The 14,513-nt window shown below is 70.8% G+C and carries 15 protein-coding genes; 8 read left to right on the top strand and 7 right to left on the bottom strand.

Going from position 1 to position 14,513, the window contains the following annotated elements; translation table 11 throughout:
• Positions 1-24: 24 nt before the first annotated feature.
• Genes pstC through pstB form a run of 3 tightly spaced genes read left to right on the top strand, consistent with a single transcriptional unit; the run spans position 25 to position 2,937 of the window.
• Complete coding sequence (pstC, locus tag AC54T2_RS02000; protein ID WP_241005228.1) at positions 25-975, top strand: phosphate ABC transporter permease subunit PstC; 951 nt, start codon at positions 25-27, stop codon at positions 973-975.
• Entirely contained in the window at positions 972-2,120 is a 1,149-nt protein-coding gene (gene pstA, locus AC54T2_RS01995; protein ID WP_496665388.1) for a phosphate ABC transporter permease PstA, read from the top strand. Before pstC ends, pstA begins: the two co-directional genes overlap by 4 nt.
• A gap of 37 nt (positions 2,121-2,157) precedes the next feature.
• Positions 2,158-2,937: a phosphate ABC transporter ATP-binding protein PstB gene (pstB, locus tag AC54T2_RS01990; RefSeq protein ID WP_496665387.1), complete on the top strand. Its 780-nt coding sequence runs from the start codon at positions 2,158-2,160 to the stop codon at positions 2,935-2,937.
• Positions 2,938-3,002: 65 nt separating this feature from the next.
• Here pstB and AC54T2_RS01985 read toward each other — a convergent pair whose 3' ends face one another.
• From AC54T2_RS01985 to AC54T2_RS01965, 5 genes are all read right to left on the bottom strand, one after another.
• Positions 3,003-3,629, bottom strand: a complete 627-nt coding sequence (locus AC54T2_RS01985; RefSeq protein ID WP_489975262.1) for a hypothetical protein — start codon at positions 3,627-3,629, stop codon at positions 3,003-3,005.
• A 258-nt stretch (positions 3,630-3,887) separates the two neighbouring features.
• A complete protein-coding gene (locus tag AC54T2_RS01980) occupies positions 3,888-4,883 on the bottom strand; it encodes an inorganic phosphate transporter (protein ID WP_186339274.1) in 996 nt (331 codons plus the stop codon).
• A 5-nt stretch (positions 4,884-4,888) separates the two neighbouring features.
• On the bottom strand, positions 4,889-5,506 hold the full coding sequence (locus tag AC54T2_RS01975) for a DUF47 domain-containing protein (protein WP_186339273.1): 618 nt from the start codon (positions 5,504-5,506) through the stop codon (positions 4,889-4,891).
• A gap of 106 nt (positions 5,507-5,612) precedes the next feature.
• Positions 5,613-7,790 (bottom strand): RNA degradosome polyphosphate kinase, encoded by a 2,178-nt coding sequence (locus AC54T2_RS01970; RefSeq protein ID WP_186339272.1) that lies wholly within the window; start codon positions 7,788-7,790, stop codon positions 5,613-5,615.
• A gap of 45 nt (positions 7,791-7,835) precedes the next feature.
• A complete protein-coding gene (locus tag AC54T2_RS01965) occupies positions 7,836-8,198 on the bottom strand; it encodes a DsrE family protein (RefSeq protein WP_496665386.1) in 363 nt (120 codons plus the stop codon).
• 22 nt (positions 8,199-8,220) lie between these two features.
• Between AC54T2_RS01965 and AC54T2_RS01960 the strand changes: the two genes are divergently transcribed.
• From AC54T2_RS01960 to ygfZ, 3 genes are all read left to right on the top strand, one after another.
• The gene (locus AC54T2_RS01960) at positions 8,221-8,715 is read left to right on the top strand and encodes a heme-binding beta-barrel domain-containing protein (RefSeq protein ID WP_186339270.1); all 495 of its coding nucleotides are present in this window, start codon (positions 8,221-8,223) and stop codon (positions 8,713-8,715) included.
• Between the two features lie 6 nt (positions 8,716-8,721).
• Complete coding sequence (locus AC54T2_RS01955) at positions 8,722-9,141, top strand: Fur family transcriptional regulator (RefSeq protein WP_186339269.1); 420 nt, start codon at positions 8,722-8,724, stop codon at positions 9,139-9,141.
• 81 nt (positions 9,142-9,222) lie between these two features.
• Entirely contained in the window at positions 9,223-10,170 is a 948-nt protein-coding gene (gene ygfZ / locus AC54T2_RS01950; protein ID WP_496665385.1) for a CAF17-like 4Fe-4S cluster assembly/insertion protein YgfZ, read from the top strand.
• 27 nt (positions 10,171-10,197) lie between these two features.
• On the opposite strand, the gene mshD is transcribed toward ygfZ, so the two are convergent.
• Together mshD and AC54T2_RS01940 are read right to left on the bottom strand one after the other, a co-directional pair.
• Positions 10,198-11,013, bottom strand: a complete 816-nt coding sequence (gene mshD, locus AC54T2_RS01945) for a mycothiol synthase (RefSeq protein WP_186339267.1) — start codon at positions 11,011-11,013, stop codon at positions 10,198-10,200.
• 21 nt (positions 11,014-11,034) lie between these two features.
• Positions 11,035-11,751, bottom strand: coding sequence for a response regulator transcription factor (locus tag AC54T2_RS01940; protein ID WP_186339266.1), 717 nt, complete (start codon positions 11,749-11,751; stop codon positions 11,035-11,037).
• A 78-nt stretch (positions 11,752-11,829) separates the two neighbouring features.
• Here AC54T2_RS01940 and AC54T2_RS01935 point away from each other — a divergent pair, with 78 nt between their 5' ends.
• Together AC54T2_RS01935 and AC54T2_RS01930 are read left to right on the top strand one after the other, a co-directional pair.
• Entirely contained in the window at positions 11,830-12,129 is a 300-nt protein-coding gene (locus AC54T2_RS01935; RefSeq protein ID WP_186339265.1) for a MoaD/ThiS family protein, read from the top strand.
• Between the two features lie 109 nt (positions 12,130-12,238).
• On the top strand, positions 12,239-14,437 hold the full coding sequence (locus AC54T2_RS01930; RefSeq protein ID WP_496665384.1) for a carboxypeptidase-like regulatory domain-containing protein: 2,199 nt from the start codon (positions 12,239-12,241) through the stop codon (positions 14,435-14,437).
• The last annotated feature ends 76 nt before the right edge of the window (positions 14,438-14,513 follow it).

The raw sequence follows: 14,513 nt of genomic DNA, 5'->3' as shown, positions 1-14,513 counted from the left end.
ACGTCGTCACCCCGGAGGAGCACAGTGACCACCGCGATCCAGGAGCCCGTCCCCGACTCGGGACAACGCGCCCGGACCACCCGCGTGGGGGACGCGGTCTTCAGCCGCACCGCGCTCGGAGCGGCCCTGCTCGTCGTCGGCATGCTCGCCGGCGTCGCCGTCTTCCTGGTGCTCCAGGGCCTGCCGGCGCTCGAGGCGTCCGGCGAGCAGGCCTACGGCAAGCCGAGCATCTGGTCGTACGTCGGCCCGCTGCTGTTCGGCACCGTCTTCTCGGCCGCGCTGGCCATGGTGATCGTGACGCCGCTGGCCATCGGGCTCGCGCTGGTGATCTCGCACTACGCGCCCCGGCGGCTGGCCAAGCCGGTCGGCTACCTCGTCGACCTGCTGGCGGCCGTCCCGTCGGTGGTCTTCGGCCTGTGGGGCATCGCGGTGCTGGCGCCGCGCCTGGTGCCGATCTACGACTGGCTCAACGACTGGCTCGGCTGGATCCCGCTCTTCGACGGACCGGTGTCGAGCTCGGGGCGGACCCTGCTCACCGCCTCCATCGTGCTGGCACTGATGGCGCTGCCGATCGTCACCGCCATCCTGCGTGAGATCTTCGCGCAGACGCCGACGATGCACGAGGAGGCCGCCCTCGCCCTCGGCGCGACCCGCTGGGAGATGATCCGACTGGCGGTGCTGCCCTACGCCCGGTCTGGGATCGTCGCCGCGCTGCTCCTCGGCCTGGGCCGCGCCCTCGGCGAGACGATGGCCGTGGCGATGGTGCTCTCGGCCACCGGCGCCATCATCAGCTTCGACGTCATCTCCTCGACCAACCCCAACACCATCGCGGCGAGTATCGCCAACAACTACGCGAACGCCGCCGGCCTCAAGATCAACGTGCTGATCTTCGCCGGCCTGGCCCTCTTCGTCCTGACGTTCGCCGTCAACTTCCTCGGCCGCTGGGTCGCGACGCGCGGGCAGGTGAAGGGATGAGCCTGACGACCGATCTCGACGACGGCCTCGACGACCTCGACAAGGGCCCCGACAAGGGTCCCGACAAGGGTCCCGACGGGGCGCGCCCGGTCGACCGGCTCGGCCCGCTCACCGGCGGCACGCTGCCCCGGGTCGCCCCGCTCCTCGTCGGCGTGTGCTCGCTCGCGCTGGGCGCGCTGGCGGTGCTGCTGGGCCTCGGCCCGATCGGCGGACTGCTGGTGGCGTGGGTGGCCCACACCGGCTGGCTCTACGGCTGGACGCGCGCCGTCGAGGGACCGCGCAAGGCCACCGACACGCTCCTGCGCACGTTCATGTGGACGGCGTTCGTGGTGGCCATGGCGCCGCTCGTCAGCCTGATGTGGACCGTGGTGGCGCGCGGTGCGCCCGTGCTGACGCCGCAGTTCCTCCACGACGACATGAGCGGCCGGGCGCTGCTCGGCGTCGGCGGGGGCATCTACCACGCGATCATGGGCACCATCCTGGTGACCGGCATCGCGGCGGTCATCGCCGTCCCGATCGGCCTGCTCACCGCGATCTACCTGGTGGAGTACGGCAAGGGCAACCGGCTGGCCAAGGTGATCACGTTCCTCGTCGACGTGATGACCGGCATCCCCTCGATCGTGGCTGGCCTCTTCGCGGTCGCGCTGTTCATCGTCGTCACCGGCGACCCGCTGCCCCGCCTGGGCATCGGCGGGTCGGTCGCGCTCGCGCTGCTCATGCTGCCGACGGTCATCCGCTCGGTCGAGGAGATGCTCAAGCTCGTGCCCGACGACCTGCGCGAGGCGTCGTACGCCCTCGGCGTGCCGCGGTGGCGGACGATCGTCAAGGTCGTGCTGCCGACGGCCGTCGCCGGCATCGTCACCGGCGTGACGCTGGCCATCGCCCGCGTCGCCGGCGAGACCGCGCCGCTGCTGCTGATCCTGGGCACCGCGCGGGTCGCCAACTGGAACCCCTTCGACGGGGCGGTGCAGACCCTGCCGGTCTACATCTTCCAGTCGCTCGGCCAGACGACGCACTTCAAGTACGGCGAGATCTGGACCGACCGCGTCTGGGGCGCCGCCCTGTTCCTCATCCTCATCGTCATGTCGCTCAACCTCCTCGCGAGGGTCGTCGGCAAGGCGTTCGCCCCCAAGACCGGCCGCTGAGCGGTCGGCCCTCGCAGCCCTCAAGGAGCTCCCCACCATGGCCAAGAGCATCGACGTGTCCGACCTCGACATCTACTACGGCGACTTCCTCGCCGTCGAGGGCGTCTCCATGCACATCAAGGCGCGCTCGGTGACCGCCTTCATCGGCCCGTCCGGCTGCGGCAAGTCCACCGTGCTGCGCTCGCTCAACCGGATGCACGAGGTCATCCCCGGCGCGCGGGTGGAGGGCAAGGTGACCGTCGACGGGCAGTCGCTCTACGACACCGCGGTCGACCCGGTCGCCGTACGCCGCCAGATCGGGATGGTCTTCCAGCGGCCCAACCCGTTCCCGACGATGTCGATCTACGAGAACGTGCTGGCCGGCAACCGGCTCAACTCCAAGAAGATGAGGAAGGCCGAGGCCGACGACATCGTCGAGCGCTCGCTCAAGGGCGCCAACCTCTGGAACGAGGTCAAGGACCGCCTCGACAAGCCCGGCATGGGCCTCTCCGGCGGCCAGCAGCAGCGCCTGTGCATCGCCCGCGCGATCGCCGTCGAGCCGCAGGTGCTGCTGATGGACGAGCCGTGCTCGGCCCTCGACCCGATCTCGACCGCCGCCATCGAGGACCTGATCCACCAGCTCAAGGCGGACTACACGATCGTGATCGTCACCCACAACATGCAGCAGGCGGCCCGCGTCTCCGACGAGACCGGCTTCTTCAACCTCAAGGCGGCCGGGAAGCCCGGTCACCTCGTGGAGTTCAACGCCACCCCCACGATGTTCGCCAACCCGGACAACGAGGCGACCGAGGCCTACATCTCCGGCCGCTTCGGCTGAGGCCGTGCCCGGGGCCCGGGGGAGTCAGCATGTCGGGTTCGCTAACACGCCGCCCCGACGGTCGATCAGGGCAGCAGGAAGAACGACTGTCCAGCGACCGTCTTCCACGAGCAACGCTTCTTCTTCTTCCCCTTGACGACCACCGTCCTGCACTTCTTGACCTGGCCCTTGACGTCCGTGCCCTTGTAGGGCTCGGGGACCGAGAAGGCGTCGGGGAAGAAGCGCACACGCTCCCCGTTGATCGAGTGGACGACGCTGTTGCGGCGCGAGAGCTTCACCGTGCCACGGCCCTTGCTCTTGAAGACGACCCGCTGGACCTTGGGCGCGGTGGCGTAGAAGTCGTAGTTGATGAAGTTGGGGTCATCTCCCGCAGCGAAGAGGGCCCCGGAATCCACGAGCACGTAGCCCTTGCGCAGCACGGAGTCGCCGTAGAGGCGCCGACAGTCCTCGGACACCGACGGCTCCGCGATAGTGGTGTGAGTGAACACGATCCGGGTGCAGAGTGCGGGCTCGTCGAGGAATCCGATCCCCGGTCCTACCTGTGCGTCGTAGGTGTAGGCACCGATGGCCCCCGAGGTCAGGGGGTAGAGCGCCGTGGGGTCCTGCGCCGGGAGTGCGGCGCGGGCGGGCGTGGCCATCCCTGCGGCGACAGCGATGGCGATGAGGGCGGTGACGGCTGTGGGCGGGCGCATGGTGTCTCCTCGGTCGGACGGGCGTGCCGACGACACCCTAGGGCCAGTTGCCCCGCGACGGTCGTAGGCCGGGGACCTTGCCGATCGGGACGCGTTCGTCGCTCGGCTGCGCGCGGCGTACGGCCCCGTCGGCCAACTGGCTCCATGTCCGGGGAGTGAGGGACGCAATGGGTGGCCGGGGACCGGTTTTCCGACCGGACCGTCCCTCACTACCACCACCACCCACCGCCCCCAGAGGGAGCAGCCAGAGAGGCGGCGTCAGGGGAGGAAGAGGTGAGCCACCCAGTAGCAGATCGCGGCGGCGAGGGCGGCGGCCGGGAAGGTCAGCACCCAGGCGGTGAGGATCGACTTCGCCACGCCCCAGCGGACGGCGGAGAGGCGCTTGGTGGCGCCGACGCCCATGACCGCGGAGGTGATCGTGTGGGTGGTCGAGATCGGGGCCTCGAAGACGTAGGACGTCGTGTAGAGCACCGACGCGGCGACCGACTCGGCGGCGAAGCCGCGCGGCGGGTCGAGGTGGATGATGCGGCGCCCGAGGGTGCGCATGATGCGCCAGCCGCCGGACCAGGTGCCGAGCGAGATCGCGCCGGCCGCGGCGAAGATCACCCACAGCGGGAGGCCGTCGGACTCGGCGACGTAGCCGCCGGTGAGCAGCGCCAGGAAGATGACGCCCATCGTCTTCTGGGCGTCCTGCAGGCCGTGGCCGAGCGCCATGGCGGCGGCCGAGACGGTCTGGGCGACCTTGAAGCCGCGGTTGGCGCGCCCGGGGTTGGCGTTGCGGAAGGCCCACATGATGCCGATCATCAGCGCGAAGCCGAGGCTGAACGCGACGAGCGGGGAGAGGAACATCGGGATGACGACCTTCTCCAGCACGATGGTCCAGTTGGCGCTCGCGCCGGCCGCGACGGCGGCGCCCACGAGGCCGCCGATGAGCGCGTGCGAGGACGACGACGGCAGGCCGTAGTACCAGGTGATCAGGTTCCAGGTGATCGCGCCGAGCAGGCCGCACATCACGATCACCAGGCCGTGGCTTCCCGGCCCCGGATCGATCGTGTCGGACACCGTGTGGGCGACCTTCTGGCCCAGGAAGGCTCCGACGAAGTTCATGACCGCCGCCATGGCGAGGGCCACCCGCGGCTTGAGGGCGCCCGTCGACACGGACGTCGCGATCGCGTTGGCCGCGTCGTGGAAGCCGTTGGTGTAGTCGAAAACCAGGGCGACGACGACGACCGCGATGATGATCCCGATCTCCATCAGGGTCAGGACTCCTTGACGGCGATCTGCTCCACGATGTTGGCGACCTTCTCGAACGCGTCGATCGCCCCCTCGAGGGACTCCACGATGTCCTTCAGCTTGAGCACCTCGAGGGCCTCGTACTCGCCGCTGAACAGGTTGGCCAGGATCCGGCGGTAGGACTTGTCACCGGTGTTCTCGAGACGGTTGATCTCGATCCAGTACTCGTCGAGCGAGCCCATCGACTCCAGCTGCGGCATCGCGGCGGCCGTGAGCTCGGCGCAGCGCTGCAGCACCTCGACCTGCTGGGTGGTCTCCGGCGGCAGGGAGGTGACCTCGTAGAGCAGGACCAGGTCGACGGCCTCGTCCATCATGTCCATCACGTCGTCGAGCGCCGAGGCGAGGGAGTAGATGTCCTCGCGGTCGAACGGGGTGACGAACGTGCTGTTGACCCGCCGGATGATCGAGTGGGTCGTCTCGTCGGCTGCGTGCTCGGCCTCGCGCATGCGCTGGGCGATCTCTGCCTTCGAGTTGCCGACCGACAGCATCTCGCTGAGGAGCTGGGATCCGAGGACGAGGTGGTTGGCGGCTTCGCTGAAGAGGTCGTAGAACGAACTGTCGACAGGGCGGAACTTCAGACGCACGGTGAACTCCGAACGGGGGGCGGATGAACCGTGGTTCATGCTAGGGGGTGATCGGGTCGAGAACGCAACCTCGGGCCGCCGTCGGGGGGCTGGTGTGACGCGGCGCTCAGCGCCGCCGGGCGCGCTGGCGCGCGATGAGCTCGTCCTGGAGGTGGCGCCGGCCACGGTGCAGCACCCACTCGCCGTCGGACCCGAGCTCCCATGCGGTCGTGTCGGGGTCGAGGGCGAGGTCGAGCAGGCTCCGGATGGCTTGGACGACGTGCGGGTCGCTGAGGCGTACGAGCACCTCGACGCGGCGATCGAGGTTGCGGTGCATCATGTCGGCCGAGCCGATCCAGGCCGCCGGCTCGCCGCCGTTGTCGAACCAGAAGATGCGGCTGTGCTCGAGGAACCGGCCCAGGATCGAGCGCACCCGCACGGTCTCGGACAGGCCGGGCACGCCGGGTCGCAGGGCGCAGATGCCGCGGATGAGCATCTCGACGCGTACGCCCGCCTGCGAGGCGAGGTAGAGCGCGTCGATCACCGCCTCGTCGACCACCGAGTTGGCCTTGAACCGGATGCCGGCGGGCCGGCCGGCCTGGTGGTGGGCGATCTCCTGGTGGATCTGCGCGATCAGGCCGTCGCGCACGCTGTGGGGCGCGACGAGCAGGTGGTCGTAGGTGCGGTTGCGGCTGATGCCCGACAGGTTGTTGAACAGCAGCGCGACGTCCTCGCCGATCTCGGGGTCGGCGGTCAGCAGGCCGAGGTCCTCGTAGAGCCGGGCGGTCTTGGGGTTGTAGTTGCCCGTGCCGAGGTGGACATAGCGCCGGATGCCCACGGGCTCGTCGCGGACGACCATCGACAGCTTGCAGTGCGTCTTGAGGCCGACGAGGCCGTAGACGACGTGGCAGCCGGCCTGCTCGAGCTTGCGCGCCCAGCGGATGTTGGCCTGCTCGTCGAAGCGGGCCTTGATCTCGACGACCACCAGGACCTGCTTGCCGGCCTCGGCGGCGTCGATGAGCGCCTCGATGATCGGGCTGTCACCGGACGTGCGGTAGAGCGTCTGCTTGATCGCCAGCACGTGCGGGTCGGCGGCCGCCTGCTCGAGGAAGCGCTGCACCGAGGTGGCGAAGGAGTCGTAGGGGTGGTGCAGCAGCACGTCGCGGCGCGACACCGCGTCGAACACGTCGACGGGGGAGGACGACTCGACCTCGGCCAGGCTCGGGTGGGTGGTGGGCAGGAACGCGGCGTACTTGAGGTCGTCGCGCGGCAGGTCGGCGATGGAGTGCAGTCCGGTGAGGTCGAGCGGGCCGGGCAGCGAGACCACCTCGCCGCGGCCGACCCCGAGCTCGGAGACGAGCAGGTCGAGGACCTTGGGGTCCATCGACTCCTCGACCTCGAGGCGCACGGGCGGGCCGAAGCGGCGCCGCTGCAGCTCCTTCTCCAACGCCTTGAGGAGGTTCTCCGCGTCGTCCTCCTCGACCTCGAGGTCCTCGTTGCGGGTGACCCGGAAGGTGTGCGAGCCGAGCACGTCCATGCCGGGGAACAGCTTCTTGAGGTGCTCGCCGATGACGTCCTCGATCGGCACGAAGCGCTGGTTGCCGAGCCCGACGAAGCGCCCGAAGGTCGGCGGCACCTTGACGCGCGCGAAGTGCTCGGTGCCGGTCTCGGGGTGGCGTACGACGACCGCGAGGTTGAGCGACAGCCCGGAGATGTAGGGGAACGGGTGGGCCGGGTCGACCGCGAGGGGGGTCAGGACGGGGAAGATCCGGTCCTTGAAGAGCTTCTTGCACACCTTCTGCTCGTCGCGGTCGAGCTCGGACCAGCGCAGGATCTCGATGCCCTGCGCGCCGAGCTCGGGGAGGAGGTCGCCGAGCGCGCGGGCGTGGCGCTCCATCAGCTGCCGGCTCTCGACCCACAGCCGCTCGAGCTGCTCGCGCGGCATCAACCCGCTGGCGGCCCGTACGGCGACGCCCGCGGCGATGCGGCGCTTGAGGCCGGCGACGCGGACCATGAAGAACTCGTCGAGGTTGCTGGCGAAGATCGCGAGGAAGCGGGCGCGCTCGAGCAGCGGCAGGGCGGGGTCCTCGGCGAGCTCGAGGACGCGCTGGTTGAAGCGCACCCAGGAGATCTCGCGGTCGATGAACCGGTCGTCGAACTTCTCCACGGCCTGGATCGCCTCGGCGTCGGGGCGGTAGGGCGGCTCGACGTCGAAGGTGTCGGTGGGGTGCCCGAACGGTTGGGTGACCGGTCCCTCCTCCGCCGAGGGGGACACAGCGCTGGTCAGGGTGGCCGGGTCGGACATGTCGCCAGTGTGGCACCGGAAGGTGAACGCCGGGTGAGGCTCGCGTCAGTAGACGAGCGCCTGGACGCCGTCGCCGAGGACCTGCTCGGCGAAGACGGCGGCTCCCGCGATCGTGACACCCTCGCGGAGGTCGCCGGCGACGATCCCCCGGCGGGCGGCGCACTGCGAGCAGACGGTGATCGTGCCTTTGGTGAGGACGGCGGCCATCAGCTGGTCGAGGGGCGTGGCGAGGTCGAGCTCGAACTCCTCGGCGCGGCCCGGCACGCCGAACCAGGCCGCGTCGCCGGTCAGCCAGAGGGAGACCTCGGCGCCGGACGCCGCGGCGGCCGCGGAGACCGTGAAGCCCTGGTTGAGGCGTTCGGGGTCCTCGGCACCGCAGGTGACCTTGACGACCAGTGGGCGAGGCATGCGCCCACACTAGAGTGAACCCATGCCCTTCGAGCTGCCGGACAACCTGCATCCCAACTGCGGCCCCGTCGCGTGGCTGCTCGGCACGTGGCACGGCAACGGCCACGGCGACTACCCGACGATCGAGCCGTTCCAGTTCGGCCAGGAGCTGATCTTCACCCACGACGGCCGCCCGTTCTTCCACTACATGTCGCGCTCGTGGATCGTCGACGAGCAGGGCGAGTTCGTCCGCGACGCGGCGATGGAGACCGGCTTCCTGCGGTGCCCCGAGCCGGGCAGGATCGAGCTGCTGCTCGCGCACAACATCGGCTTCACCGAGATCTGGTACGGCGCGGCCGAGGGCGGCAAGCTCGAGATGCACACCGCCGGCGTGTCCTACACCGAGACCGCCAAGGAGGTCACGGCCGGCTCGCGGATGTACGGCAACGTCGAGGGCGACCTGCTCTACGCCTACGACATGGCGGCCGTCGGCCAGGAGCTCCAGCCGCACCTCTGGGCGCGGCTGAAGAGGGCCTGAGCCCCCATGAGCGACGACCTCGCCACCCGGCTGCGCGAGCAGGGGCTGCGCCTCACCCCGCAGCGCGAGCTGATCCTGCACGCGGTCGAGGAGCTGCGCCACGCCACGCCCGACGAGGTGCTGGCCCACGTACGGGGGCAGGTCAGCTCGGTCAACGCCTCGACCGTCTACCGCACGCTCGAGGTGCTGGAGGAGCTCGGCCTGGTGCGCCACACGCACCTCAGCGACCGCGCCCCGACCTACCACTCCACCGGCGAGCACGAGCACGTCCACGTGGTGTGCCGCGGCTGCCACTCGGTGCGCTCCTACGACCCCGACATCGTGCGCCCGCTCGTCGCGGCGCTCGGGGCGGACGGCTTCTCCGTCGACGTCGGGCACCTCGCGATCTTCGGCACCTGCGCCGACTGCTCCGCCGCTGCCCCCTGAGTCTCTCGGAGACTCAAGGCCCCCGAGTCGGGCGCCTCGACGCCGCTGGGGACGCGGGCGGTCGCCGCGTAGGCTCGAGGCATGCAGTCCCCGCTCCTCTCCCTGCCCGGAGCCGTCGCCGGCGACGGGATCGACGCCCCCGTGGCGGCCCACTACGGCTCCTTCAACACCGAGCAGCGCAGCTTGGCGCGCGGCGACGGCTTCGTGGACCTGTCGCACCACGACGTCGTACGCATCGCCGGTCCCGACCGCCTGTCGTGGCTGCACAGCCTGACCACCCAGTTCTTCGAGGGCCTGGCACCGGGGGTCTGGACGCAGGCACTGGTGCTGAGCCCGCAGGGCCACGTCGAGCACGCCTTCACCGGCGTCGACGACGGGGAGGCGTTCGTCGCCCACACCGAGCCGGGCGCGGGCCCGGCCCTGGTCGAGTGGCTCGAGCGGATGAAGTTCATGACCCGCGTCGAGGTCTCGCTCGTCGACGACCTCGCCGTGATGTGGCGTCCGGCGGACGGCCCGTCACGACCGGGTGGCCGCTACGACCTCGTGCCCCGCGACCGGCTCGAGGCGTACGCCGAGGCGGCCGGGCCCGCCTGTGGGCTCTGGGCCTTCGAGGCGCTGTGCATCGAGCGCGGCGAGCCGCGGCTCGGGCTCGACACCGACCACCGCACCATCCCCAACGAGGTCGGCTGGATCGGCTCGGCGGTGCACCTCGACAAGGGCTGCTACCGCGGCCAGGAGACCGTCGCGCGGGTGCACACCCTCGGCCGCCCGCCCCGCCGGCTGGTGCTGCTCCACCTCGACGGCTCGGAGAACCGGCTGCCCCCCGCCGGGTCCGCGGTGTCGTACGACGGCCGCGACATCGGCTTCGTCGGCTCGAGCGCCCGCCACCACGAGCTCGGCCCGATCGCGCTCGCCCTGGTCAAGCGCAACGTCCCGGTCGACGCGACCCTGACGGTCGACGAGATGCCGGCCACCCAGGAGGTCGTCGTCGACCCCGAGGTCGGCCTGCACGTCCGCCCTCTCCGCTGAGGGTCGGGCATCCCCGGCGGAGGCCGGTCAGCCGCGGCGGTACTGCACGTGGGTGTCGGCCTCGGCGTGCCCGAACCCGAGGCGGGAGTAGAGGGCGACGGCGGGGGCGTTGTCGGACTCGACGTAGAGCAGCACCTCGTCGACCCCGGCGCCGGCGAGGTGGTGCAGCCCGGCCAGCGTGAGCGCCCGGCCGAGCCCACGCCCCTGCGCGGCGGGCGCGACCCCGACGACGTAGACCTCGCCGAGGCGCGCGTCGTGCTGCTTGGTCCAGTGGAAGCCGAGGACTCCCGACGCGTCCTCGGCGACGAGGAGCCCGGCCGGGTCGAACCACGGCTCGGCCATCCGGCGGGCGAGGTTGGCGGCGTCCATCGCCCCCTGCTCGGGGTGCTCGGCGAAGGCGGCGGCGTTGACCGCGACGACGTCGTCGGCGTCGCCGTCGCGATAGGACCGGATCTGCACCCCGTCAGGCAGGGACAGCGGCGGGAGCGGGTCGGCCGTCGGCCGGCGCATCACCCACAGGTCACGCACCCGCTCCCACCCGTGGCGCGCGGCGAGCCGGGCGGCGGCGGGGTGGTTGCCGTGCGACCACGCCGTCAGCGGGCCGTCGTACGACGACTCGGCGCGGGTGAGCAGCGCGGCGCCGAGCCCGCGGCGGCGGGCCGCCGGCCGGACCACCAGCGAGAGGTCGCCGGCGTGCAGGAGCGCGAAGGCGTCGTCCTCGGCGATCAGCGAGACCTCGCCGTCGGCGAGGGCGATCCGTGTCGCCTCGTCGAGCGGGTCGGCGCCGTCGGCGGCCGCGGCCGCCCGGGCGATGTCGTCGACCAGCGAGGCGGTGGCGTCCATGCCGACGACCCTAGTGGGGGCTCAGGACGAGCTGGCCGAGGTCTCCGTCGCGACCGCGTCGCGGCTCGGGACGACGAAGCGGTAGCCGACGTTGCGGACGGTGCCGATGTGGTGCTCGTGCTCGGTGCCGAGCTTGGCACGCAGCCGGCGCACGTGGACGTCGACGGTGCGGGTGCCGCCGAAGTAGTCGTAGCCCCAGACCTCCTGCAGCAGCTGCTCGCGGCTGAAGACTCGGCCGGGGTGCTGGGCGAGGTACTTGAGGAGCTCGAACTCCTTGTAGGTCAGGTCGAGGGAGCGCCCGCCGATGCGCGCGGTGTAGGTGGCGTCGTCGACGACGACCTCGCCGCGCCGGATCACGTGGGCGGCCGGGTCGTCGGGCGTGGCGGCGCTGGCGCGGCCGATCGCGAGCCGGATGCGCGCGTCGAGCTCGGCGGGACCGCAGGTGTGCAGCACGACGTCGTCCATGCCCCAGTCGTGGGCGACGACGGCGAGCCCGCCCTCGGTGACGACGAGCAGCACGGGCGCGTCGGAGCCGGTGGTGCGGATCAGCCGGCACAGGTCGCGCGCGGCGGCGAGGTCCTGGCGGCCGTCGACGAGCACGAGGTCGGCCTCCGGGGCGTCGAGGAGGGCGCTGCCCTGCGCCGGCACGATGCGCACCGAGTGGGCCAGGAGCGCGAGCCCCGGGAGCACCTCGGCGGAGGGCTGCAGCGCGCTCGTGAGCAGCAGCAGTGCGCTCATCGCGGACCTCCTCGGGCGCCGGCGGATCGGTCCGGCGGCAGCCGGAGCCACAGCCGGGGATGAGGAAGGATAGCCCGCATGGGCCCCTCGACGGATCTGCAGCGACGTGGTGAGACGACCGTGACCGTGCGCTACTGGGCGGGCGCCCGCGCGGCGGCGGGCACGGCGGAGGACGTGCTGGCGACCACCGGCGAGCTGACCCTGGCCGAGGTGGTGGCCCGCGTGCTGGAGCTGCACCCGGGCGAGCAGATGGCGCGCACGGTGGGGGTCTGCTCGGTGCTGGTGGGCGACCAGCCGGTCCGTTCGCAGGACCCCGACACGGTCGTCGTACGCCCGGGCACAGTGGTCGAGATGCTGCCTCCTTTTGCCGGAGGCTGAGTGCGCGCGGCGATTTTGCGATAGAACTTCCCTCGACAGGCGTCCACGGGGGATGGCCTGCGCTTCGGGCACGGATGTGCCGACTGATGTCCAAGGGGGACACAACTCAATGAGAAGCACACAAGGGGGAGCTTTCGCGCGCCTTCTCGCCGGTGGCACCGCCGCCGCGACGGCGTGCGCGGGCCTCGCGATCGGGCTGGCGACGCCTGCCCACGCGGCCGTCACGATCAGCGGCAGCACGATCGACGCCGCAGGCAACTACGTCGACGGCTTCATCTCGATCTACCACTACTCCGACCAGGACGGAGACGGCACGGTCGAGTCGTCCGAGTACGACTTCCTTCCGGGGGTCAGCACCCAGGGTGGTGCCTTCGACCTCAACCTCGAGGACGGCCTCTACAAGCTCCAGTTCTACCCCTCCTCCGGCACCGACGAGTACCGGAGCGAGTACTACCGGGACAAGGCCGACCTGGCGAGCGCCGACTTCGTCACGGTCGCGGGCGCCGCCCAGGTGCTCCCGGCGTGGACCATCGACTCCGCCGCGACGGTCACCGGCACGGTCGCGACGACCGACGGCCGCGCCGTGCGCAACGCGCGGGTCGAGGCCTACGCGGCCGATGACGGCATGTTCCTCGCCGGCGACCTGACCGACTCGTCCGGTGCCTTCCGCATCGGGGCGGACGAGGCCGTCAAGCTGCGCTTCTCGGGCTACGACTCGGTGACCGGCAAGGCGCTGGCCACCGAGTACTACTCCGACAAGTCCGACCTCGCCTCGGCCGACGCCGTCGCCCCGGGCGCCGTGCTCGGGACCATCACCCTGGCCCCCGGCGGCTCGATCTCGGGCCGTGTCACCAGTGAGGCCGGAGCTCCGCTCCACCGGGCGCTCGCCTGCACCGAGGACTACTGCGACTACACCGACGCCAACGGCGTCTACACCATCGAGGGCGTCCAGACCGGTGCCCACGTGGTGGAGTTCTCCGACCCGATCGACGAGTTCGCCGGCGAGTACTACAACAACGTCGCCGTCGACGAGTACGGCGACCCGGTCGGCTCCCCGGCGGTCGTGAACATCGCCCCCGGCCAGGCGGCCGCGGGCATCGACGCCGCCCTCGCGGCGAAGTCCAAGCCCGCTCCCACCGGGGTGGACATCAGCGGCACCGTCCGCGACCAGGTCGGCGGGCTCGGCGTGGGCTACAACGTCCTCGCGTACGACACCCCGGCCGACCCGCGTGACCGCAAGATCGTCGCGCGGACGATCTCCAACCGCGCCGGCGGCTACGCGTTCACCACGCTCGACCGCGTCGGCGGCGAGACCGAGTTCAAGATCGTCGTCGAGGGCGAGGCGGCCCGCGAGCGGAACGACTTCGCTCGCCGCACCATCTGGACCGGTCAGAAGTTCGGCTACGACACCGCCGCAGCGGTGACGGCCGCGCCGCAGGTCATCGACTTCGTGCAGCCGGTCGCCGGCGGCGTCGCTGGCGCCGTCACCAGCGAGGCCGGTGGCGCGCCGGAGGAGCCCTGGGTCGCGTTCGTCGACGCCGACGACAACTACGCCAGCTCCTACGCCGAGTTCCAGGCCAACGGCGCCTACGAGACCCGCAACCTCTGGCCGGGCGACTACACCGTCCAGTTCGGCGGCGCGCGTCACGTCCCCGAGTGGTGGAACGACGCTGTCGCCGGAGAGGCGAAGACCATCACGGTCAAGCCGGGCGAGGTGCTCACCGGCATCTCGGCCGCGCTCGCCAAGGACGTCAAGGCCGTCGAGCGCCCGAGCGTCACGGGCGACGCGTGGGTCGGCAAGACCATCCGCATGGACAAGGGCGTGTGGACGGCGATGGCCGGCACCCAGTTCACCTACGAGTGGCTGGTCAAGGGCACCGTGGTCGCGACCGGTCCGTCGCTCAAGATCACCAAGAAGCACCTGGGCGACAAGATCACCGGCCGCGTGACCAACGACGCCGGGTTCACCCAGGGTCAGGCGATCACCAAGGCGACCGCCAAGGTCGGCTACAAGCCGAAGGTCAAGGCGAAGGTCACCAAGAAGTCCGCGGCGATCACCCTCAAGGTCAAGCCCCTCAAGGCCAAGAAGGTCAAGGCCACGGTCACCGTCTTCAAGATCGTCGGCGTCAAGAAGAACGGCGACGACAAGCTCAAGAAGCTCGGCAAGGCCAAGATCAAGAAGGGCAAGGGTGTCGTCACCTTCAAGAAGCCGCTCGGCAAGGGCAAGCACAAGCTCGTCTTCACCGTGAAGGGCAAGGGCAAGGTCGGCTCCGGCGACATCCAGAAGAAGTACAAGATCAAGCGCTGATCCGACGCAGCACCTGCAGCACCCGCACCACGAGCGAGGCCCCGGGATCCGTCCCGGGGCCTCGCCCCGTCTCCGG

This window comes from Nocardioides sp. Z35_8, assembly GCF_059621125.1.
This window is presented reverse-complemented; position numbering and strand designations above follow the sequence as displayed.